Here is a 23,372-nt window from a genome sequence, read left to right on the forward strand (position 1 = left end):
ATTTTAATGGAGACCTAAACTTTATGAAACTAACTTATCGTAAAATGAATCCAACCGATTTTGAAGCAATTGCAGCAATGTTGATAAATCCTGAAATTGTTAAAGCTTGAAATATTACGTTTACTTTGCCTGATGTTTCAGCATGAATTGAGCGCCAAAAAATTCGTTATCAAGATCGTGATTTAGGATATTTCCTAGCAATTAATCCTCTAACTCAACAAATAGTCGGTCAGGGTGGAATTACTATTCAACACGTTTCAGGAGAAGCTATTTATGAAATTGGGTGCATCGTAAATCCTAAATTTTGAAATCAAGGTTATGCCTCACAAATGGTTAAAGACTTCTTAGAAATTGCTAAAACAAAATATCGCTTAAAAACCGTATATGCATTAATCAAAACTGATAACTACGCTTCAAAAAAAGTTTTTTTGAAAAATCACTTTGAAAAAACTCATTCAATTTTTAAAGAATATGATGGTTTATCAATTGAACATGATGTATTTAAAAAAGATTTTTAATTTTGTTAACTATTTTCAATTAAATAAAGCTCTCTAAATAATCCTTCCATCTTGATAAGCTCTTCAAATGTTCCTTGTTGAGCAATTTCCTGATGAGCGTTAAAAACAAATATTTGATCATAATTTTTAACAGTATTTAAACGGTGGGCAACTGTAATAACGGTTTTCCCAACAAACAATTTATTTAATTCTTTAATAATCTCTTGTTCGGAAATATTATCAAGGGCACTCGTTGCTTCATCTAAAATTAATAAACTCGGGTTTTTTAAAAACATTCTTGCAATTACCAAACGTTGTTTTTGCCCTCCAGATAATTGTGACCCTTGTTCTGATAAAACTGTATTGTAACGATCTGGTCAACTCATTATTAATTCATGAATACTTGCTTTTTTACAAGCACTAATTACTTCAGCTGTTGTGGCTGTTTTTTTAGCATATAAAATATTTTCTAAAACTGTTCCTGATAAAATCTGAGGCTCTTGATCAACATATCCAATACTATCAACTCAAGTTTTAGTATCAATAGCATTTAAGTCTTGGTCACCATTAACAATAATTTTTCCTTCATAGTTTTTATAAAATTTTAATAACAATTTTGTAACTGTTGATTTACCACATCCTGAAGGTCCAACAAAGGCATAGGTTTTATTTTGTTCAAACTTAATTGTTAAGTTTTTAATAATAGGTTTTTCTGGGTTATTTGGATAAGCAAAACTAACGTTTTTGAAACTAAGTTTTTCAATATTAATTTTTGCATTATCATTTGCTAAAGAAGTTTCCATAGATTGTTCATTATTGGTATCGCAAATATCACTAATGTTTTTTGCCGAATTATTTGTGGTATTAATACTTTGCAAAATTGTATTTAATTGGAAAATTGGTGTAATCATAACAATAACTCCAGCTGTAAATGACGAAAATACAGTAATTAATTTTGTTGTGTCTTGATTGTAAACAAAGACTCCAAAAACAATTGATGACAATGCTAAACATCCTACCGCACCAACAACAATGGCGGGAATAATTGAGATTCCAAAATTTAGTTTTTTATCATACTGATTTAACTGATTGTTGTTAGTTTGAAAATTATTAATTTCTTCATTTCAAGTTCCACTTGTTTTAATTAAACGAATTGCTAAAATTTTTTCAACAATTTTAGCATCAGTTTTTGAGCGATTTTGAAGACTTTGTTTAACGGGATTTGCAATTAAGAATACTACTAAAAGTAATATACAAAAAATAATTAACATTAACCCAATCATTAATGAGGTCACAATCATATCAATATAGAACAACATTCCAAGTGCTCCTAGAGAAGCAAAAATCATATAAATAATAATGATTGGAGCGACTTTAAATTGATCAGAAATATTTTTGGAATCTTTTGTAATAATTTCGATCAATTCAGAGCTTGTACGATTTTCATAAAAATCGATATTTTTAAGAAGTAATGATGCTATTAATTTATTTTTTAAATCAGTGTGGACTTCTTCACTAATTAACCCACACAATGAATAAGCTGCATACATAAATAAAATTAAGAAAACAATGTTTGATATCAAAATGTAGATTCATTGCATTCTTGAAATATCCATTCCTAAAAACATTGTGGTAATTTGTGAGCCATCATAATAAATAAAAGAAAAATAAAAAATATTTAAAATTTGATTAATTACTTGATAGTCTAGCGATTGTTGTTGAGAGTTTAAAAAATTTATCAATGCTTGATAAATATCTGGATCATTAACATAATGACCAATAATTAAAGCAAGCAACTCTTTATTATTTAATGTATTAATTAGCGACTCAGCTGTTAAAATTGCTGTAATCTGTTGAGCTATAAAAATATTAAAGACCGAAAAAGCTGACACTAGGAAAATAAACAGAACACAAAAAAAGGCCTTAATACGATGTTTAACTCAGTAATGAAATCACAAGCTCCAAAATCCTTTAGATCGCAGTTTTAAACTTTCAGTAAAATCTTTATTTTTAGGTAAACTTGTTGATGTGTTTTGTATAGCTCTCATAATTCTCCTTTGATAACCTTATTTTAAAATAGAACTATTGAGTTGGTTATTTTAAATTTGAATAGCGGTTCCTCTTATTGAGATTACACAAAAAAAAAAAAAAAGCCTTTTTTCAAAACAAATTGAAAAAGGCCAAATTTTTAAAAGAAAAATAGCTGTAAAATCTACTATTCAAAAGAATTTACATATTCTTTTATTTTATATATTTGAGTATAAATTGTGTAATTTTTAGAGTTATCAAAATCTTTTTCATTAATAACGTTATTTAAATTTGTTTACTTATATTTAATATCATAATTTCAGCTTATGTAGTTTTTTATTTTTGTAGATTGTTCTAATGAAATTCTTTTATTTTCTTTCAGAGACATTAGTTATCATACAAGTTTAAGCCACTTTGAATATTTAAAATTCGCAAACTGTCATATTTTTTTGTTTATCACCCGAATAAATAAGGGCACTATCCATTGGTTCATGCTCATTTTTGGCAATGTATCCGTCTAAATAAATATCATTAGTAGTAAACTCATCTAATTGAAATCTATGAAATCCATTAGTTCCATATTTATAAGCAATTAAATTTGATCATACAAGATCTGCAGGAACTGATCATAAATAACCACCTGAAAAGTTCTTCCTTGAAGAATAAAAGAAGCAATAAAAGTATTTAATACTTCTAAAAATTGGCAAAAAAAATGAACTTTTAAGCAAATAAAAAAATTAGCAAAACTCTGCTAATTTTGAAAATTATTTAAAAAATAAGTTCTAAAAAATTACTTTTTCTCAATTTGTTTTTTCAATTCGATAATTTCTTCATGTTGTTTTCCAATTAAACCATCCATTTTACGTAAAGTTTCTTCAAAGAATAAAATTAAATTTCCTTGTAAAGTAGATAAATTTAAAGTCTTTTGAATTTTTTCAGTTTCCGAAATTTGGGGATTACGTAGTTCATTTAGTTTTCCATAGTAATCATTCATTCCTGAATTAATTGTATTTAGTAGTTGATTAATTGACATTGATTTTAAATTTAGTTCAGTAAATTTTTCATTTGCAGCTTCTAGTTTATCAACTGTATCAAATTCATTTGAATCAAATTCGATAACTTCAGCCTTAACAAAAACATTGTATGTATCAATAATTGTTTTAATGTTTTCTTCTCTAATGGGAGTTAATGACATATTTTCGTCTTTGATAATTAATTCCTTAATTGTTGATGCTTCAACAACCCCTATTTTATTTGTAAATATATCAGCTACATTTTGATCTGTTAAAATACGATTTTGCAAATCAACTACTTTAGTAGTTCCTAATTCTTTTTCAATTCCAAATCCTAAAATTCGGTTGGGTTTTAATATGTCCGGGCGTAAACAAACTAAAATAAATTCTCCTTTAATTAATGAGTTTCCTTCTACATCTAATAAGTCGTTTGCCAAATAAAAGCTTCAATTTTTAAATTTCATAATGTACCTCTTTACTATTACTCTAATTTTAACAAATAAAAACACTCTTACGAGTGCTTAATTTTTATTATTTATTTAACATTTCGAATAAAGTTTTTAACATTACTCCAGTTCCACGTTCAGCAATATCAGCTGTTCCAGCGATATCTAAGTGTACAAAAGGCTTACCTTCAGCAAATTCATTTAAGAAGGCTGCTGCAGTTGAAGAACCAGCTTCTCTTCCTTTAGCTGCATTAGTTAAATCAGCAATAACTGTGTCTTTTTTAACTTTTTCTAAATGCTCAGGGAAAATTGGCATTCTTCATAATTGCTCACCTGTGAATTTTGAAATTCCTTCAAGTTCTTGTCATAATGCGTCATCATGAGTAAATGTTCCTGTTGCTCAATGTCCTAAAGCAATAGTAATTGCTCCAGTTAATGTTGATGCTTCAATAACTCTTGTAGCATGTTTTTCACGAATTGCATATGTAATTCCATCAGCTAATACTAAACGCCCTTCAGCATCAGTGTTATTGATTTCTACAGTTAATCCATTCATTGAAGTAATTACTGATTCAGGCAATGTTGCAGTTGCTCCAATACGGTTGTCAGTAAAACATCCTACAGCAACAACATTTGTTTTTGCCTCAGCTTTAGCTAATGCCATAACTGTTGATAGCATGATTGCTGCTCCAGACATATCAAATTTCATTCCTTCCATAAATTGTGAAGGTTTTAAGTTATAACCTCCAGAATCGAAAGTAATTCCTTTTCCAACTAAAGCTGTTTTAGGTTTTGATTCGTCACCAACATATTCAGCAACAACTACTCTTGGTTCAACACTTGATCCAGCGTTAACAGAAAGTAATAATCCCATTCCTAATTTTTCAATATCTTTTTTAGTTAAAACAGTAACTTTTAAGTTTTTGATTTCCTTAGCTGCGTCAGCAATTTTGTCTGCTAAATCAACAGCAGTTCCTAAGTTTGGTGGTGTATCTTGTAAGTCACGAGCAAAGTTGATGAATTCAGTTTTAATTTTTGCCATTTCAAAAGTCTTACCAAAATCTTCAGCACTTACGATGTTGTAAATTACATCTGTAGTATCTTTGTCTTTTTTAAAGTTAACTTGTTTATGAGAAACAAATGAAAGTGTTTCAACAACAGTGTTAAATAATTCAATTTTATCTACCCCTGTTACTTTTAAAATTGAATCAAAATCAACGTTTACGTTGTATTTATTTGACCCAACAAATTTTGTTAATGCGTTAATAACTTGTTTTCTAGGATTAGCGTTTCCTGGTTTTAATACTAAGTAAATTTTATTTTCATTAGCAATTAAAGTTGTTGCCCCTTCATTAGCAACTACAAATTTAGGAGCTTGTTCTCCATTAATCGCTACTAATGTTAGTTCTTCGTGTTTTTGGTTTAAAGTAATCATATTATTACCCCTTTTCTACTTATTGATATTTATTATATCACTTTGTCATTTTTAATATAAGGTTTCTGGTGTTGCAAACTTTTAAACTTTTTACAATGTTGAAAAAGCATCTTTAGGATGTTGTTTTTTAGTATATCCAATAATTGATGATATTACTAAAATTACAAAAAACATTAGCATAATAATTCCGGTCACTACTAATTGGGTTGACCATACAAAGACTAAAGTAACTGAAATTGCTTGTTGTATGATCGGTGAAGCAATTCCTATTAAGGAAGTCGATATTACAAAGCTAACAGATAAAGCTAAAATCCCTGAAAGAATATAACCTCCAACTAAGTAAGTATTGACTTCTTTTGATCGATACCCCATTGCCTTGAATAATAAAATTATTTGACGGTTCTCTAATAAAATCAGCATTACCACAATAATTGAAATTGAGATTGTAATAGCAATTGCAATATAAGAAAATCTTTCCATAATTTTTGTGTACTCTTGGGCGCTTTCCTTAATTCGTTGTTGCATTATTGGATAAACAATCGTGTTTTTAGCAAAACTCCCAAAGTATTGAGTTAATGTTTCTTTATCATAATAGTTGACTACACTTCTCCCAAAGTTTTTATAATCGCTTGATTCTTCAATCTTTAAATCATTTCTTAGTTGAAGATTATTAATTTTGGGAAGCGTAATATATTGAATATTTCATGGCAAATTTGTTTTTGAAAATACCGTATTATTTAAAAACGTTCCTGTACTATCAACTTTTGATTTTTCAATTAAGTCTGTAACTCTTGCTAATGCTAAAACTGCTTCTCGTTGTTGATCTTGAAGTTGCCTAATTAAAACTTCTTTCACCATTAATAAGTAGTCATCCTTATCAAAGTACACAATTGGCTTGGCAACTTCAGTTTTTTGAATATTAACGATTCTAGCTGGAATCGAAATTGGCTGACCCAAATCATCATAGATACCGTCCATACTAAAATTAATATAATTCCCTACACGATAATTAAATTCTTTTGCTAGTCTTAAAGAAACTTCAACATCCAAAGTTTTTCCCATTTTTTTATTTTCTTGAGTTAAATGTAATTCTTCAGACATGTCTAAAATTGATATTGATGAAGGTTTCTTAGACACTTCTGGCAAAGCAAATTGATAACTATCTTGACGTTTTCTTGACGCACCTTGACCAATAATTCAGTCTTGCTTTTCACCTGTTAAACTAGCCCCATTAGTTCAATAACTACGGCTATCTAACGGAACATAATTCTTTCCAAATAATATATTAAGATCTAATTGTTTACTTCCAGTTAATTTTAAACTTTCTACAATCTTATCAACTTGTTCTTTAAAAATTTTAAAAGAATCCATAATTGTTGATCGCTTGCTTTCGTAAAGCTTTGCCAGTTTAGGATAATTGGCAATTATACTGATTATTTTTTTATCGAGTTTTTCTTCATTTAAATTAACTACCTGATTAATCGCCTGAGCAGATAAATAATACTTGCTAATATCTGTAGTCAAAGGATTTGTAATATCAGCGTTAACAATCGATGCCAAACTAATTTGAATAAACTCGTCAATACTATCAATTGAATGTAAATCTGTTAAGTCATGAATAACTTCTGTAGAATAATTCAGACCATAGGTTTCATTATAATTGGGACTATAAAAAATTTCTTCTTCAGTTGAATATTTCACTGACTTATACGGAGCATTATGGATGACTCCAATTTTTGAAGCGTAATCAACTGATTGATTAAACTGAATTGAAAATAAGATTACAGTAAAACTTAATGTCAAGATTACAAACGTCACCATATTTTTATAAACATTTTTAATTGCAAATGATAATCCAATTCTTGCCTTACTTGAAATTAACGGTAAGTTGGATTTGATTTTCATAACAATCGGGGCTGGAGTTTTTACAAGATTCATTCCTGCTAAAGTAAGTGTTTTACCGTTTATGATTCATAAGTTAATGGCAAAGAAAGCCAATAATAAAATTAAAATTAAAGCACTTGTTCCCAACAACATTGCTAAATTTAAACTTAACTTGGGAAAAGCAATTAAATACGATGACGCCACTGCATTTGTCATAAAAGCGTTTACCAAAATTGCTCCTAATAAAGAAACTGCTAACGCAAGTATTAAGGGGATTAAGACAGCAAATGTCGTTAACAATGCTAACTTAATTTTTCTTTCACCTAATGACTTTAAGAAAAACAGTGTCTGACGTTGCATTTTGATGAATTGGTCAGTAATAAAGAAAAACACCAAAATTGTTAACAAAACTACTAAGCCCCCAACGCTATAACACATAAGCGACATAATAGTTAAGGCTTGTCTTGTTACAAACGGCGAACTTCAATCCTTGTATTGATCATTAAATGACAAAACAATTTTAGAATTTAAAGAATTTTTAAAAATATGATTAATATCTGATTCAATAATTATTTGAGCATGATTACCAATATTATTATCAGCATCATAAAAAAACATCTGATTTCATCCATAAGATAGTGTCGGATAATTTCGTTCATAACCTTGAGCAGACATATATAAATATCCCTCTAAGTTTGCTGCCGCTTGATCACTTTTTTTAACAATTGAAAAACGATCCATTGCTGTTCCTGCAATTAAAAAACTAGTAGTTTTATTAGTGTTTGTTCGCAACTTAATAAATTCTCCAACTTTGTATCCTTGCTCTTTGAAATATTTTGGAGACATATACACAAATCTTCCTTCATCTAAGGCAAGCTTTTGGGCTTCATCCAAGGAGTTAAAATCGATTTCACTTTCAATATAAATATCATTCATTGAATTTAATTGAAAATGTTTTTGAGCCTGCTCATATGCTGTTTCATCAGCAAATCATTCACGATGATTTGCCGTAACTTTGACTCCCAATGCTGAAGCTTTGGCAATAGGCTTAGTTGTTATGTCATAGTTCAATGTTCCATAAGAATCAGAAAATCCCGTCCTATTAAATTGATCATTATAACGGTGATAAAAAAACTTGGTAATTAAGTTATTTGATATTCTACTAGAATTAACCAAAAAGTTTCGACTTAAAAGACGTAAATCGCTGATTCTTGACAATGTCAAATCTTGATACCTGTCAAGAATTTCTTGATCCTGATAAATATATGTCCAACTAGGTGTAACCCCTTCAAGGTCAACAAAGTCTGCTGCTAAAGCTTTTTGAGACTCAGTGGTTTGATAATCGCCTTTAAGCTGAGAGTTTTCAAAAAACTTTGCTTCATCAAGAATATTAAAAACATAATCTCTAACTTGATTTTCTTCATCAATTCAAAGGTTGGCAGTTTTTTCCAACTTTGTTCCTTGTTTGGCAACTCTAAACTTATTTTGCAAATGAATATTGTGATTGTGGTCACCTAAAATTTTATTACTGATACCACTAAAATATGTAATAAACGAAAACAACCCCAAAACCAATGACAAGGCAATTGATAAGAATAACGTAAATGAAAGGTATAAAACTTTTTTACTTCAAAAGTCATTTAAAGATTGTTTTAATAATAATTTAAGTTTCATAATTGCCCTTTCATAATTGTTAATTTATTTATTAGTAAGATTTTAAAGGTTTTTAGCAAATAAAAAAAGGCACAAAGCCTTTTTGTTATAACAATTTCAATTGTGAAAGGTTATTAAGCAATAACTCCAATAACTGTTCCAGCTCCAATTGTTCTTCCACCTTCACGGATTGAGAATTTTGTTCCTTCTTCAATCGCAACAGGTTTAATTAATGTTACTTCTAATTCAACGTTGTCTCCAGGCATAACCATGTCTGTTCCAGCTGGTAAAGTAACTTCTCCAGTTACGTCAGTTGTACGGAAGTAGAATTGAGGACGGTAATTGTTAAAGAATGGTTTATGACGTCCACCTTCTTCAGATGTTAAAGCATAAACTGATGCTTTTAATTTTGTATGTGGTTTAATTGTTCCAGGTTTAGCTAAAACTTGTCCACGTTCAATAGTATCACGGTCAACTCCACGTAGTAATGCTCCAACATTATCCCCTGCAGCAGCAAAGTCTAATAATTTTCTAAACATTTCTAATCCAGTAACAACTGTTTTAGTTGCATCTTCGTGTAATCCAACGATTTCAACTTCTTCGTTAACTTTAACTGTTCCACGTTCAACACGTCCAGTAGCAACTGTTCCACGTCCTGTAATTGTGAATACGTCTTCAACTGGCATTAAGAAAGTTTTGTCAGCATCTCTAGTTGGTGTTGGGATGTATTCATCAACTGCAGCCATTAATTCATTAATTGCTCCAACTCATTTAGCATCACCATTTAATGCTCCTAAAGCTGATCCACGGATAACTGGTGCTCCATCTCCGTCAAATTCGTAAGCAGATAATAAATCTCTAACTTCCATTTCAACTAAGTCGATCATTTCTTCATCATCAACCATGTCACATTTGTTTAAGAAAACAACGATTTTTGGTACTCCAACTTGTCTTGAAAGTAAGATGTGTTCTCTTGTTTGAGGCATTGGCCCATCAGTTGCAGCTACTACTAAGATAGCTCCATCCATTTGAGCAGCTCCTGTAATCATGTTTTTAACATAATCGGCGTGTCCAGGACAGTCTACGTGTGCGTAGTGTCTGTTTGCTGTTTTGTATTCAACGTGAGATGTATTAATTGTAATTCCACGTTCTCTTTCTTCAGGTGCGTTATCGATGTTTGCGTAATCTTTGAATTCTGCTCCACCTTGTTCTGCTAATACTTTAGTAATTGCAGCAGTTAAAGTAGTTTTACCGTGGTCAACGTGTCCAATTGTCCCAATGTTAACGTGAGGTAAACTACGGTCGAATAATTCTTTTGCCATATTTTTGGTCTCCTTTTAATTCTTTTAAATTAATATAGCGGTATTAGATTTACTTTCTAGTACCTTTACCGCCCCCGTAGGGGCGACTGCTTAATAATATAATTTTAATATATTTTAAACAGATTTGAGTTTTTTAAAAAACTATTTTCCTGATTTCTTAATAATTTCTTCAGCAACTGATTTAGGTGCTTCAGCATAATGACTAAAAATCATTGTATAGTTTCCACGTCCTTGTGTAAATGAACGTAATTCTGTTGCGTATCCAAACATTTCTGTTAATGGAACTTTTGATTTAATTGTTTGAGCGTTTCCTCTTTGTTCTGATCCTTCAATTAATCCACGTTTAGATGAAATGTTTCCCATTACATCTCCGTAGTATTCATCAGGAACAGTAACTTCAACGTTCATGATTGGTTCTAAAATAACTGGGTTCATTTTTTTAACAGCTTCTTTTAAAGCCATTGAAGCAGCAATTTTATAAGCCATTTCATTTGAATCGACATCATGCATTGATCCATCAACGATTGTTGCTTTAACGTCAATCATTGGGAATCCAGCTAAAATACCATTTTGTAAAGCATTTTCTAAACCAGTACGTGCAGCATTGATATATTCTTTTGAAACACGTCCTCCAGTAATTTTGTCAACTCATTCAAACCCTTTTTCATGGTTTGGTTCGAATTCAATAACAACGTGACCATATGATCCACGTCCTCCTGATTGTTTAACATATTTACCGTCAGCTTTTGCTGGTTGTTTAACTGTTTCACGGTAAGAAACTTGAGGTGCTCCAACGTTTGTTTCAACGTTAAATTCACGTCTCATACGGTCAACAATAATGTCTAAGTGTAATTCACCCATTCCGGCAATAATTGTTTGTCCTGTTTCTTCATCAGTATAAGTTCTAAAAGTTGGATCTTCTTCTGATAGTTTGTTTAAAGCAATTCCCATTTTTTCTTGATCAGCTTTAGTTTTTGGTTCTAAAGCTAATTGAATAACTGGTTCTGGGAAAACCATTGATTCTAAGATAATTTCGTGTTTTTCATCAACTAAAGTATCTCCAGTTGTAGTATTTTTTAATCCTACAGCTGCAGCGATATCCCCAGCATAAACAACTTCAATTTCTGTACGGTTGTTAGCATGCATTTGTAAAATACGTCCAACACGTTCTTTTTGACCTTTTGTTGAGTTCAATACATAACTTCCTTTTTCAAGTACACCTGAGTATACACGGAAGAATGTTAATTTCCCTACAAATGGGTCTGTCATAACTTTAAATGCTAAAGCTGAGAATGGTTCATTATCATCAGCATGTCTTTCTGATTCTTCTCCATTTGGTAATACCCCTTTAATTGCAGGTACATCTAATGGTGAAGGTAAGTAATCAACAACGGCGTCTAATAATAATTTAACCCCTTTGTTTTTGAAAGCTGATCCAGCTAAAACTGGGAAAAATTCAGCTCCAATTACCCCTTTACGAATTGCAGATTTTAATTCTGGAATAGTAATTTCTTCACCATCTAAGAATTTCATCATTAATTCTTCATCATATTCAACAGCAGTTTCAACTAATTGATTTCTTAAGTCTTGAGCTTGTTCTAGTAATTCTGCTGGAATTTCAATTTCTTGAGCAATTTCATCAGCTTTACCATCAAAGTGTCATGCTTTCATTTCAACTAAGTCAATAATTCCTGAAAAGTTTTCTTCAGCTCCAATTGGTAATTGAATTGGTGCAGCTTTTGCCCCTAAACGGTCTCCAATTGATTTAACTGAATAAATAAAGTCAGCCCCTGTTTTGTCCATTTTGTTAACAAAAACAATACGTGGAACACGGTAAGTTGTTGCTTGTCTTCAAACAGTTTCAGTTTGAGGTTCAACTCCTGACTGACCATCAAGAACAGCAACTGCTCCATCAAGAACTCTTAATGAACGTTCAACTTCAACAGTGAAGTCTACGTGTCCAGGAGTATCAATAATGTTGAATCGGTGATCTTTTCAGTGAGCAGTAGTCGCAGCTGAAGTAATAGTAATACCACGTTCTTGTTCTTGAGCCATTCAGTCCATTTGTGAAGCACCCTCATGAGTTTCTCCAATTTTGTGGATTTTACCTGTATGGAATAAGATACGTTCAGTAGTTGTAGTTTTACCCGCATCAATATGGGCCATAATCCCAATGTTACGAGTGTCTTTTAAACTATATTGTCTTGACATAATTTTCTCCTATTCTAATATTTCTGATTGATAATTATCAACGGTAGTGTGCAAATGCTTTATTAGCTTCTGCCATTTTGTGTGTATCTTCACGTTTTTTAACTGATCCACCCATGTTGTTTGATGCATCGATAATTTCGTTTGCTAATTTAACTGTCATAACTTTTTCATTTCTAAGTCTTGCATAGTTAATTAATCAACGTAATGCCAAAGTAACTTTTCTTTCGTCTGAAACTTCAACTGGTACTTGATAGTTAGCTCCCCCGATACGACGAACTTTTAATTCTAAATGTGGCTCAATATTTGTAATTGCTTTATTGAAAACATCAATTGGATTTTCACCAGTTTTTTCTTTAATAAGATCGAATGCTTCATAGATAATTCCTTGAGCAGTTCCTCTTCTACCATCTAACATAATTTTGTTGATAGCACGTGTAACTAATTTTGAGTTATACACTGGATCTGGTAAAACGTCTCTTTTTTCAGCTCTATTTTTACGCATGATTGTGTCCCCTTTCTTTTTTTATTGTTGTGATACTATTGTGGTTCGTTTTTTCACGACATTAATAGTTTGATTTAATAATTTATAAAATTATTTTTTAGGTCTTTTAGCTCCGTATAATGAACGAGATTGCATACGTTTATTTACAGCTTGAGTATCTAAAGTTCCACGAATAACGTGGTAACGTACCCCTGGTAAATCTTTAACACGTCCTCCTCTGATTAAGACAACACTGTGTTCTTGTAAGTTGTGTCCTTCTCCTGGGATGTATGCATTTACTTCCATTCCGTTTGTTAATCTAACACGAGCGTATTTACGTAACGCTGAGTTGGGTTTTTTAGGTGTCATTGTAGCAACACGAGTACATACCCCTCTTTTTTGTGGAGCTGAAACTTTAGTAACTTTTTTCTTTAAAGTATTTACCCCACGGTTTAAGGCAGGTGCTTTAGTTTTTCAAGTTTTAGCTTTACGGTTAGTTTTTACTAATTGGTTAATTGTAGGCATAGAATATTCCTCCTTTCACATTGCCGTGTGTATCGAACTCACACAATATATATTATATATCAAATAAAATTTAAGACAAATAGTTTTTCACGAAAAAAATAATCCCTTTAAAAAGATTATTTAGTAAGGTGTTCTAAAAGCAAGTCAATAATTTTTAATCGTTCTGCTAATGAAATATTCATCGCTTCACGACCATTAATTTTTAATGGCGAATCATTGAACTCTTCAAGAAGTCTTTGATAATCGGCTTCGCTAAGTTGCTTTAACATTGTTTGTTGTTCTTTAAGTTGTCCTACATCAAAGCGAAACAACTTTAAATTTTCGTTAACAACTTTTTTACATTCACGCAAGCTAACAAATCTTTTGGATGTAACAGCAAATGCTGGAACTTCATCCAAGTTTAATTCTTTAGAATAATGAATTACTTCTGTGAACTTAAAAAAGTCTTTGTCAATTTCTAAATAACTTAAATAACATTTCTCACACAAATAATAACGAACACCCACAAATTCAAATTGCGTATGTTCTTGATCTGTTTTTGCTTCTTCAACTAAATAGATTGGAGCATTGTCTTTTCAAGCATATTCACGAACATTAAAATATTCGCACATCATTTGCCCCCAGTTAATACATGATTCTTGTAACATCTACTATTTTTCTCCTTGATTAATTGCCATATTTGTTAAGTTAATTAACAGCTGTAAAATTGGAAGGTGTTTTTCTAGGTCTCAGAAAAAAGCCTTTTTTTCGTAATTATCCTCTATTGATAATTCTAAAAAACTTACTTTAATAATTTCAGATAATTCCTTGTAGGTTTTCAAATACTCGTTTAGATTATTTAACTCAGTTCCTTCATTAAAGGTTGTAGTTATTCAGTTAGTCAATTGCGGAGTTTTAAATTCTAAAAACTGTTGATGGTATTTTCCATAAAGGCGTACTACGAAATTATTTAAGTAATTTTTATTGACGGTCACTAGATCTGAATATTTATCCAACGTAACCATGATTTCTAAGCAAGATAAAAACGAGTCTTGTAATTTTTCAAGATTATTTTCAAATCCTGTTTCTTGTGAAAGCAAGTTATCGATAACTTTTAAAAGTTCAAGAATTTGCGAATAGTTACTTATGATCTGATTATTTTTGATAAAAGTCTTATAGTTCTTATAAAACTTTAAACCATTTAGCATTTTGAAATCATGATATGTTGAATTAACTGCCTGATAAATTAGTTTCTTAAAGTTCATAATCATTCTTCTTTCTCACAATTTTTACAATAACGGCGAAATAATATTAAACATTGCTACTAAAGTTTTCTTCCCAAAATGAAGCTCATCGTTTGGTAAAAAAGTATATTCAAAGGATTTAGAAAAATCTCATAAGAAACGTGCTTCTAACTCTTTATTAAACGCCTGAGATTTGATCAAAGCCATTGTTTGTTGGTCAGAAAAGAACGCTCTAAAGTCAAGATTTGTTGATCCAATAAAAGCAATGTTGTCATCAAATAAATATGCCTTAGTATGATTAAAAGTATTATTCATTGAATAAATTCTTACTCCTGCTTCAAATAATTGGCGAGTTCAACGTTTCGAAACCTCCAATAGTAATTTTTTATCAGTTTTACCGGGAATTACCAGTTTAACGTCAATTCCACTTTTGGCAGCTGTACATAAGGCATTAATCAACTCAACTGGTGGCACAAAGTACGGTGATGAAATTCAAATTCGTTTTTGTGCAGAATTGACTAGACTCATCATTAAGTCAAAATGCATTGGTGTATTATGGTTTGGTCCTGATGAAACAATTTGAACTAAATCTTTTGAATGATTTTCAACTGTATGCAATGTTCCAACACTTGGTTCTAAATCAGTAATTCGTTCTTGTTGGCGGTGACAAAAGTTTCAGTCACTAGCAAAGATTTTTTCAATTCCTTGAACAGCTGCTCCCGCAATTCTTACGTGGGCATCATTTCAAAATCCAAATTTACTACTCATATTAATATACTCGTCACTTAAATTAATACCCCCAATATATCCAATCTTTCCATCAATTGAGACATCTTTACGGTGATCACGATAATTAGCAGTTCAATTAATTCATGGCAAGTTCAATGGTGCAAACGGTACCAAGCGAATTCCTGCTGCTTGTAATTTTGTTTGTGTTTCATATTTAAAATCAGTATAACAACCTGTAAAGTCATAAATTATATATACATTAACACCCTGAGCTGCTTTTGCCATTAAAAGAGCTGCTAAGTTATTTAATAATTCCCCGTCTTTAATAACGTAAAAATTTAATAGGATATACTTTTCTGCTTTTTGAATATCTCTAAAAAGGCTAACGACAAAATCAGCCCCATTAGTTAGTAATTTTGTATCCGTTTGATCATAAATTGTATCGTTTTGTAAATTATTTCCTAAAACGAAGGCACGTTTATATTGAGGTGATTCTTTAGTTAAAGTTTCTAAAGCATGTCTTGATGTCTCACGGTCTTGACTAGTTGCAAATTCGCTGAAGTTTTTATAACGATATTCATTATCAGTTTTATATTTATATGAACGACCAAATAAAATATATGAAGCCATTCCAACAAACGGAACTGCAATAATAAAAATTGTTCATCGTAAACGAGTTTCAAATCGACGATTTTTATTTCTAATAATGACAATTGTGAATAAAACTGACGCTGCATAAACTCCTAAAAAAACTAAAGAGAAAGTTCAGTTTTGGAAAACCGCTAACAGAATTACTCCCAAAAATACGACAAAAAACATTAATGACATACTTAAAAAAATATTAATTTTTTTCTTCATATTCCTGAGCCTCCTTAATTAGTTTTCGACTACTAATATGGTTAATCCACTTATTATTTTTAATAATAAACAAGTTAAAGAAATCTGGCGTAATATCTGAAATTGCTTCAATGACCTTTTTGTTAACAAGTATTTTAATTAAAAACATATCAACATTTTCATGAACAGAGTTTTTATTAATAAAGTTATGCAAATTCAAATACATTGCTAAATAGTAACCATACTCATAATAACTTTTACGTTCTTTAACTGAAAAAGGTGCTGCAAAAACATTGCCAATTAACGCATAAATTTTATGAAAGTTAAAATACTTATTATATTCTGCTTTTGAAAACTCAAACTGATTCTCTATTAAAACTTTTTCTTCAAGATTTTCTACAAAATAAGTATAGTTATTTTCTAAAACTAATTTTCAAATAGTTGATTCTAAATTTTGAATTAGTTCTTCATTATCTTGCTTAATTGTTGTGGCAAATAAATAACGAGAACATATTTTAACAAAGTTAATATGATCCATTTGAATTTCTTCATTTAATTCTTCCAGGCGTAACAAGTGAATAAAGTTTTTTAAAAGAATATTTTTACTATCGATAACAGAAAAGTTGTTAAATTCTTTGTCATTAATTTCATTACGTTGTAAAAACTTATTAAACTTTTTATTTCTAGTTTTGATGTAAGAAATTCGCGCTGTAATATTACGTTTAATTCTCATCTTTATTCTCCCTTTTAAGTAATTATATCTCTTTATAAAAAAAATAAGCAAAAAGCTTATTTTCCTCTTCCCAAAACTGGGAAAAATATTTTTTTACCTTCAAGGGCAGTTGTAATTTCTTTCATATATAAATATGATGGAACATTGCCTTCAGGTGTTTCAATAAATGATAATTTCCGAATGTTAACTCCACAATTTAAATTTGGAATAAACATAAATTCGACTCTTTCAATTCCATCAGGAACTAAAATTTTCAAAATATCCATAATGTCAATTTTGTTAGACGAATAAATCGCTACTAGTGTAAATCGTTTCTTAGCTTGATTAATTGTAAATACTACAACTGCATCAATTTCAGAAATATAGTACACATTACGACGATAAAATTTTAATATATTATAAAGTTTTACACTTGAATCTCCATTAGTTGCAATCATTGATGGAGTTTTAGTTGCATGTTTAATATGATCTTGAATAAACTCAATGTCTTTGATTGAATCAGTATCAAGTTTTTTAATTGCTGTCTTTTCAGTGTCAAGTGATGAATTTCAAGGAATGTAATAAATAAATTCTTGCACTTTTTGAAATTCACTATTCATGAATAAAGCATCAGTTTCTGAATCGCTAAATGAATAAATCAAATCAGAAACATTTGAGTATTTTTCAACAACAAGGTCCAAAAGTTTTTTATCAACTTGATCGTGTTCATAACTATCTTTAATAAAAATTCTTCCCACTTGAATTGCATTACATTTAACTTCGTTAATTGATAAGTTAAGTCTAATAACACAGACAGCCGCTACAATATCATTTTTTTCATTGATTAGCGCCATTGGATAATAATTTTCATCCCAGTGGCCTTTTAACATTCAATCTTCAAAATAAGATTTTGAAGACTTTTTGATGATATTATAGAGTTCATTATTATAGTGCTTGTTTTCTTTAAAATCATAAATTAATTCATAAGAGTTCATATTGCCCCCAGCGACTATTCATTTGAATAATCTTTCTAAATTATACAACTCATGGGGTATTTTTGCAAACATAAAAAATTTCAAAAATCTCTATTTTTGTGCAAATTTGGTTTCAAATAACTTAAAAAGTTCATAATTCGAAAGGATATTAGATTCAACAACAACCCGTTCTTCTAGGGGATTAAAAATTAACATTTTGGTAATTTTATATTTTGTATTTGATTCAATTAACTGCTTTTGTAAATAAAGCTCTGCGGAATACTTTTGATTAAAACCTGAACGACTATTTTTAAAACTACATAAAAATCATTCTTTACCATTAGTCGCTAAAAAATCAATTGTTCCAATAAACAAGTTGTTAACATCATTATTAATTAACACTAAGTTGCAAAATGAATGTTTAATTTCATATTTATATAAAAACTTATTTAAATCATGAACAATTGATTTAGCTAGTTTAATAATAAACTTATCTTTCTCAGTTAACTCGTCAAATTGGAATTCAGCTCCGCGCTGATTATTAATTGCATGAAACACTAGCGCCTTAATTCGTCTTGTTCGATTAATTAAATTTTGCACAATTTCTGAACTTTGCTTGTTAATGAAGGGATATACTTGATTAACAATTTCACTAATTGTCGGAACATTTAAAGTATCACCTTGTAAGTTGTCGGTAATAAGTTGAGCAAGATAATAATCAAGATCATCAGTTGGGGTTGCTAAGTTGTAAGCAAAAGTTTTTTCATTATAAGTCAAAATCTGACTTAGGTCTTCAATTTGATATTTTGCCATTAGCGAACTCATTTCTTAGTCACAGAATTATAAATTTTTGAGGGTTCTCCATATAATGGTTCATCGAAAAAAACTTTAACTTGATCACTAAATCGTTTTAGTTCTGCTTCATCTCTTAATGGTTCTTGTCCATGGATATTAACTGAAGTTGAATAAATTACTCCTGCTTGATCAATGATTGTTTGAAGATCTTTTCGAATGACTTTGCGGAGAGCATAAGTCTGTTGATTATGTTGAATAATTACAGTTGTTGGAATTGGACTATTCATCAGCTCATAAAGATTGCGATCAAAAATATCAAAATCTTCAATTTGCTCAAAACGTGAAAATAAAATAATTAGTGGTTTATTTGGCTCTGCTTGTTTAAGTTCGTTAATTCTTATTTGATTTGAAGTTTGTACAATTGCTGAAAGTCCATAAATTGTATCAGTTGGTAAAATAATTATTTCGTTATTTTTTAAAGCAGTTATTGCTTGATTAATTTGAGTTGAACTAAGCATCATTATCACCTTTTCTAATTTCTTCAAGACGAGCAATTCTTTTAGCAACAAATTGTTTTTTCAAATAACTTTTGAACTCTGCTGATTTTCATATTCCATTGCTTAAAATTCCAAAAGAGCTGAACATAAATGAGTAAACAATAATTGCTTCTGCAATTATTCCATATTTACCTAGTCAGACAAATGTTCCGTTAGCTTCATCAATACCATTTAGTGGATACATTTCTATTAGCTGTTCTCAATCATACATTGACTCTCCATTATTTGTCACAACGTTTTTAATTTCATTTAGTAATGTAATTCCAATTGTTTGGTCTCCCGAAGCATAAATTTGATTTCATAAATTTGTTGTACGGTTGATTTCAGCTTTTGAATAAGTTGTTAGACAAAGTAATAAAATTAATTCAAAAAACAACACGATATATTGAGTAATGAAAATTCGGTTTGATACGTTTTCTCCTTTAATACTTACTGATACAAAGAAAAACATTGATGAAATAGTAATTCCTAAAGCAATTAATGGTAATGAAGTAATAAATAAAGGATTTAGCTGATAACTTTTAAATGCACTATCAAATAACTCATTAATACGATGAGCTGCTTCATAATCACCAACTAAATTAACAACATTGTAAGTTCAATTAACAATTGAACCCATTCCCGTTGTTGAAGCTGAGCTTAAAATAATATAAATAATTTGTGGTAGGATAATTGTCAAAGTAATCACAATTGTTCATAAAGATAATGTTTTGTCATCAATTCTGAACAAACGGTTTCACAATGTTTTGAATTTTGAACCGGTAATTTTTTTGTTCTTAGAAATTCATTTAACATAACGATCAATTCCTGCTGATTTAGCATTTCCAAAAGCCATATTTTGCAATGCTATCCCAATTGAAAATAAAATCATAATTTGTAGGAACATTATTCATCAAACAATATCTGAAGTTTGTCACATAAAATTTGGAACAAATTCTCCTTTACCAGCTCTATTGGAATATCAATCACTAATTTCAGCCATTGCTGCATGTTTACCTTCACTACCAGTTTTAGATTCATAAATGTAAAAATCTTGATATGCGGCATAAAAATATTGTGATAGTGCTGCTAACAACAAGACCAGCATTCCAACTCCAACAATTGCTGTTAAATAAGCTAATTTGCTATTTTTGCGAATTGCTCTTGATGTCATTATTGGTTTAAATAATATAAACATTCCGATGACTAAAAAAGTTAATAATAATGAGCCCGATAGTGTTCCCATTATTGTTGCCTTACTTGGCACATCAATAAATTGAGAAATTACTTGATAATGTTCAAAGTAATAAGTTAACGCATCATTATTAAAAGTAATATATACATACACGTAAAAAGGTAATAAGGTAACTAAAAAAATAAATGCAAATCAAAACGACATCAAATATAAACGAATATTACGACGCTTCAAATCTTCATTTTGGTCATTAATTTTAAAATTCAGACGTTTTTTTAAACTAAATTTTTGTTTTTGTTCCATATTATTACCTTTCTATACATTAGTAATTATTACACATCTTCAATTATCTGAGTAATCTCTAACAAATTCTCATGTAATTTTTACTTGAGAATTTTTCAAAAGTTTTTCAATTTCGGCTTTTTGTTTTCATCCAAACTCCATGATGACTGCAAAAGGCTTACTCAAATCCATTACTTTATCTAAATTATCAATCATTGTTTGATAAAAAGCCAATCCGTTATTATCGGCAAATAATGCCAAATGCGGTTCAAAACTTTGGACATTGACACTAAGATCTTGGTCTTGATAATCTATGTAGGGTGGGTTTGAGACTAACAAGTTAACTTTAAGATTTTGCTCAATTAATGGCTTTAAAAAATCTCCCTGATAAAATTTAACATTTTGGGTCTTCAAGTTTTGACTATTGATTTGGGCTACAGCTAACGCTGCATCAGAAATGTCTGTACAAATTACTGAATTGTTAGTTTCTAAATTTAGAGTAATCCCAATAACTCCTGAGCCTGTGCAAATATCGGCTATCAAAATATTTTGTTGATGGTTAATTCATCTCAAGGCAGTTTCTATTAAAATTTCAGTTTCTGGTCGAGGAATTAATACTCTTTCATCAACAGTAAATTTTCTTTTAAAAAAATATTTTTGTTGCAAAATATATGCTAAAGGCTTTTGCATTTCTAATTCTTTGATAAGTTCATTTAAAAGCTTTTCATTAACTTCAATGGTCATTTCAAAGTTACTAATGATATCAGAATATTCCATCTTTAATAAATGCTCTAATATTTGATAAACATCAGCTGTTTTAAGGCTGATGTTTAAATTTATTAATTTATAGTATAAATCACGAATTGTTAAATTAGGCTTGTGACTCATTTAATTGTTCAGCTACTTTTTGACGTTGTTCTTCATTAATTAGAGCAGTAATGAACTCGTCAATTTTACCTTCCATAACTTGATCTAGTTTATTTAAAGTTAATCCCACGCGGTGATCGGTTACCCGATTTTGTGGATAATTATAAGTACGGATTTTTTCCGATCTTGCTCCAGTTCCCACTGCTGACTTTCTTGTAGCATCAGCTTCAGCTTGTTGCTTTAGAGTTTCAGCTTCATGAATACGAGCACGTAACATTGTCATTGCAATATCTTTATTATCATGTTGTGAACGACCATCTTGCGAAGCAGCTACAACTCCTGTAGGAATATGGGTAATACGAACCGCAGAATCAGTTGTATTAATATGTTGACCTCCAGCACCTGATGCACGATAAGTATCAATTCTTAAATCAGCTGTTTTAATTTCAATTTCCACATCTGTCATTTCTGGTAGTACAGCGACTGTTGCAGTTGAAGTTTGAATTCGACCCTTTGTTTCAGTTTTAGGGACACGTTGGACACGGTGTGCTCCTGATTCAAATTTTAGTTTAGAATAAACTCGTTCTCCCTTAATCATGAATGATACTTGTGAATATCCTCCAGCTTCTGATAAAGAGGCATCTAAAACTGTGATTTTTCAGTTTTGTTCTTCAGCATATAATTTATACATTCTGAATAAATCACCAGCAAAAATATTTGCTTCATCCCCACCAGCTGCTCCACGAATTTCAACAATAACGTTTTTGTCATCGTTAGGATCTTTTGGTAACAACAATTCTTCAATCAATGAAATTAATGGTTGTAACTGAGCAGTATTTTCTTCTAACTCTAATTTTGCCAATTCCACCATTTCAGGGTCTTTTTCGTTTCCTAATATTTCTTTGGCTTCTTCAATCGCTTTAACAACAGCCTGATATTGTTCAAATTTTTCAACAACCTCTTCAAGTGAAGCACGTTCTTTATTTAATTCTGTAAACTTTTTAATATCTTTTAATAATTCTTCACTTTGCAAGTCATGGTTAATTTGGCCTAATCTTTTTTGCATTGTTTCCAATGCTTCGATTGTTTTAGGATTCATTTTTACCTCTTACTTTCTATTCTGGTTTTTGATAACACTTACGACATCTTGCTTCATAACTATCTTTTCCATCAACTAAGACAATTGGTGAATCAGCAGCAGCTGGTTGACCATTAATAATTCTTTGTGTACGGTTCGCAAAGTTTCCACATTTGTGACAAATAGCTGTTAATTTTTCAACAAACTCTGCCAATGGTAATAATTTATCAACATTTTGAAATGGTTGACTTTTAAAGTCTTTATCTAATCCCGTTACAATTACAATAATACCTTGATTTGCTAATTCATCAATATAATCAACAACTGCTGCATCTAAAAATTGAACCTCATCAATTCCAACAACATCAATTTTTTGCTTTTGATTTTCTCTTTCAAAGATATTACGAATGTCATTAGTCGAAGCTACTGGAAATGAAGGTAGCATTGTTCCAGAGTGAGAAGCAATCGAATTAACTGAATAACGTTGATCAATTAATGGTTTAAACGCAATAACATTATGTTTAGCGTAATCATGACGACGTAGACGACGAATAAACTCTTCAGTTTTTCCTGCAAACATACATCCTGTAATTAATTCAATTCAACCCAAGTTTGATTCTTTATAAATTTTTTCTTGTCCTGTAAGCAT

At 30.3% G+C, this 23,372-nt stretch carries 21 protein-coding genes; 1 reads left to right on the top strand and 20 read right to left on the bottom strand.

Annotation, left to right across the window (positions count from 1 at the left end):
• Window positions 1-23 precede the first annotated feature (23 nt).
• Window positions 24-518 carry a GNAT family N-acetyltransferase gene (locus L872_RS0103155; protein WP_027063395.1) on the top strand — a complete coding sequence of 165 codons (495 nt, stop codon included), beginning with the start codon at window positions 24-26 and terminating at the stop codon, window positions 516-518.
• A 5-nt stretch (window positions 519-523) separates the two neighbouring features.
• On the opposite strand, the gene L872_RS04735 is transcribed toward L872_RS0103155, so the two are convergent.
• The 20 genes from L872_RS04735 to L872_RS0103255 form a co-directional block, all read right to left on the bottom strand.
• On the bottom strand, window positions 524-2,545 hold the full coding sequence (locus L872_RS04735; RefSeq protein ID WP_036268976.1) for an ABC transporter ATP-binding protein: 2,022 nt from the start codon (window positions 2,543-2,545) through the stop codon (window positions 524-526).
• Between the two features lie 402 nt (window positions 2,546-2,947).
• Window positions 2,948-3,232, bottom strand: coding sequence for a hypothetical protein (locus L872_RS0103165; protein ID WP_027063396.1), 285 nt, complete (start codon window positions 3,230-3,232; stop codon window positions 2,948-2,950).
• 83 nt (window positions 3,233-3,315) lie between these two features.
• Entirely contained in the window at window positions 3,316-4,002 is a 687-nt protein-coding gene (locus L872_RS0103170; RefSeq protein WP_027063397.1) for a hypothetical protein, read from the bottom strand.
• A gap of 67 nt (window positions 4,003-4,069) precedes the next feature.
• Window positions 4,070-5,419: a M17 family metallopeptidase gene (locus L872_RS0103175; RefSeq protein ID WP_027063398.1), complete on the bottom strand. Its 1,350-nt coding sequence runs from the start codon at window positions 5,417-5,419 to the stop codon at window positions 4,070-4,072.
• A gap of 90 nt (window positions 5,420-5,509) precedes the next feature.
• The gene (locus tag L872_RS0103180) at window positions 5,510-8,977 is read right to left on the bottom strand and encodes an ABC transporter permease (protein ID WP_027063399.1); all 3,468 of its coding nucleotides are present in this window, start codon (window positions 8,975-8,977) and stop codon (window positions 5,510-5,512) included.
• A gap of 113 nt (window positions 8,978-9,090) precedes the next feature.
• Window positions 9,091-10,278 carry an elongation factor Tu gene (tuf, locus tag L872_RS0103185; RefSeq protein ID WP_027063400.1) on the bottom strand — a complete coding sequence of 396 codons (1,188 nt, stop codon included), beginning with the start codon at window positions 10,276-10,278 and terminating at the stop codon, window positions 9,091-9,093.
• Window positions 10,279-10,419: 141 nt separating this feature from the next.
• Entirely contained in the window at window positions 10,420-12,489 is a 2,070-nt protein-coding gene (fusA, locus tag L872_RS0103190) for an elongation factor G (protein ID WP_027063401.1), read from the bottom strand.
• Between the two features lie 34 nt (window positions 12,490-12,523).
• On the bottom strand, window positions 12,524-12,991 hold the full coding sequence (gene rpsG / locus L872_RS0103195; RefSeq protein ID WP_027048398.1) for a 30S ribosomal protein S7: 468 nt from the start codon (window positions 12,989-12,991) through the stop codon (window positions 12,524-12,526).
• A gap of 90 nt (window positions 12,992-13,081) precedes the next feature.
• Window positions 13,082-13,495, bottom strand: a complete 414-nt coding sequence (gene rpsL / locus L872_RS0103200; RefSeq protein WP_027048397.1) for a 30S ribosomal protein S12 — start codon at window positions 13,493-13,495, stop codon at window positions 13,082-13,084.
• A 116-nt stretch (window positions 13,496-13,611) separates the two neighbouring features.
• Window positions 13,612-14,142 (bottom strand): hypothetical protein, encoded by a 531-nt coding sequence (locus L872_RS0103205; protein ID WP_027063402.1) that lies wholly within the window; start codon window positions 14,140-14,142, stop codon window positions 13,612-13,614.
• 3 nt (window positions 14,143-14,145) lie between these two features.
• A complete protein-coding gene (locus L872_RS0103210) occupies window positions 14,146-14,739 on the bottom strand; it encodes a hypothetical protein (protein ID WP_027063403.1) in 594 nt (197 codons plus the stop codon).
• 24 nt (window positions 14,740-14,763) lie between these two features.
• The gene (gene cls, locus L872_RS0103215) at window positions 14,764-16,305 is read right to left on the bottom strand and encodes a cardiolipin synthase (protein ID WP_027063404.1); all 1,542 of its coding nucleotides are present in this window, start codon (window positions 16,303-16,305) and stop codon (window positions 14,764-14,766) included.
• Window positions 16,289-17,017: a hypothetical protein gene (locus tag L872_RS0103220; protein ID WP_027063405.1), complete on the bottom strand. Its 729-nt coding sequence runs from the start codon at window positions 17,015-17,017 to the stop codon at window positions 16,289-16,291. The genes cls and L872_RS0103220 overlap by 17 nt, the downstream gene beginning before the upstream one ends.
• Window positions 17,018-17,073: 56 nt before the next feature.
• Window positions 17,074-17,991 carry a hypothetical protein gene (locus L872_RS0103225; RefSeq protein WP_027063406.1) on the bottom strand — a complete coding sequence of 306 codons (918 nt, stop codon included), beginning with the start codon at window positions 17,989-17,991 and terminating at the stop codon, window positions 17,074-17,076.
• Window positions 17,992-18,081: 90 nt separating this feature from the next.
• Window positions 18,082-18,783 (bottom strand): hypothetical protein, encoded by a 702-nt coding sequence (locus L872_RS0103230; protein WP_027063407.1) that lies wholly within the window; start codon window positions 18,781-18,783, stop codon window positions 18,082-18,084.
• Window positions 18,783-19,283: an L-threonylcarbamoyladenylate synthase gene (locus L872_RS0103235; protein WP_027063408.1), complete on the bottom strand. Its 501-nt coding sequence runs from the start codon at window positions 19,281-19,283 to the stop codon at window positions 18,783-18,785. Before L872_RS0103235 ends, L872_RS0103230 begins: the two co-directional genes overlap by 1 nt.
• Window positions 19,276-20,799 carry a hypothetical protein gene (locus L872_RS0103240; protein WP_027063409.1) on the bottom strand — a complete coding sequence of 508 codons (1,524 nt, stop codon included), beginning with the start codon at window positions 20,797-20,799 and terminating at the stop codon, window positions 19,276-19,278. The genes L872_RS0103235 and L872_RS0103240 overlap by 8 nt, the downstream gene beginning before the upstream one ends.
• Window positions 20,800-20,811: 12 nt before the next feature.
• Window positions 20,812-21,666, bottom strand: a complete 855-nt coding sequence (gene prmC / locus L872_RS0103245) for a peptide chain release factor N(5)-glutamine methyltransferase (protein WP_027063410.1) — start codon at window positions 21,664-21,666, stop codon at window positions 20,812-20,814.
• Window positions 21,650-22,744: a peptide chain release factor 1 gene (gene prfA, locus L872_RS0103250; protein WP_027063411.1), complete on the bottom strand. Its 1,095-nt coding sequence runs from the start codon at window positions 22,742-22,744 to the stop codon at window positions 21,650-21,652. The genes prmC and prfA overlap by 17 nt, the downstream gene beginning before the upstream one ends.
• 16 nt (window positions 22,745-22,760) lie before the next feature.
• Window positions 22,761-23,372 carry a thymidine kinase gene (locus L872_RS0103255; protein ID WP_036268979.1) on the bottom strand — a complete coding sequence of 204 codons (612 nt, stop codon included), beginning with the start codon at window positions 23,370-23,372 and terminating at the stop codon, window positions 22,761-22,763.

Source organism: Mesoplasma seiffertii ATCC 49495 (assembly GCF_000518725.1).
Taxonomy (GTDB): Bacteria; Bacillota_I; Bacilli_A; order Mycoplasmatales; family Mycoplasmataceae; genus Tullyiplasma; species Tullyiplasma seiffertii.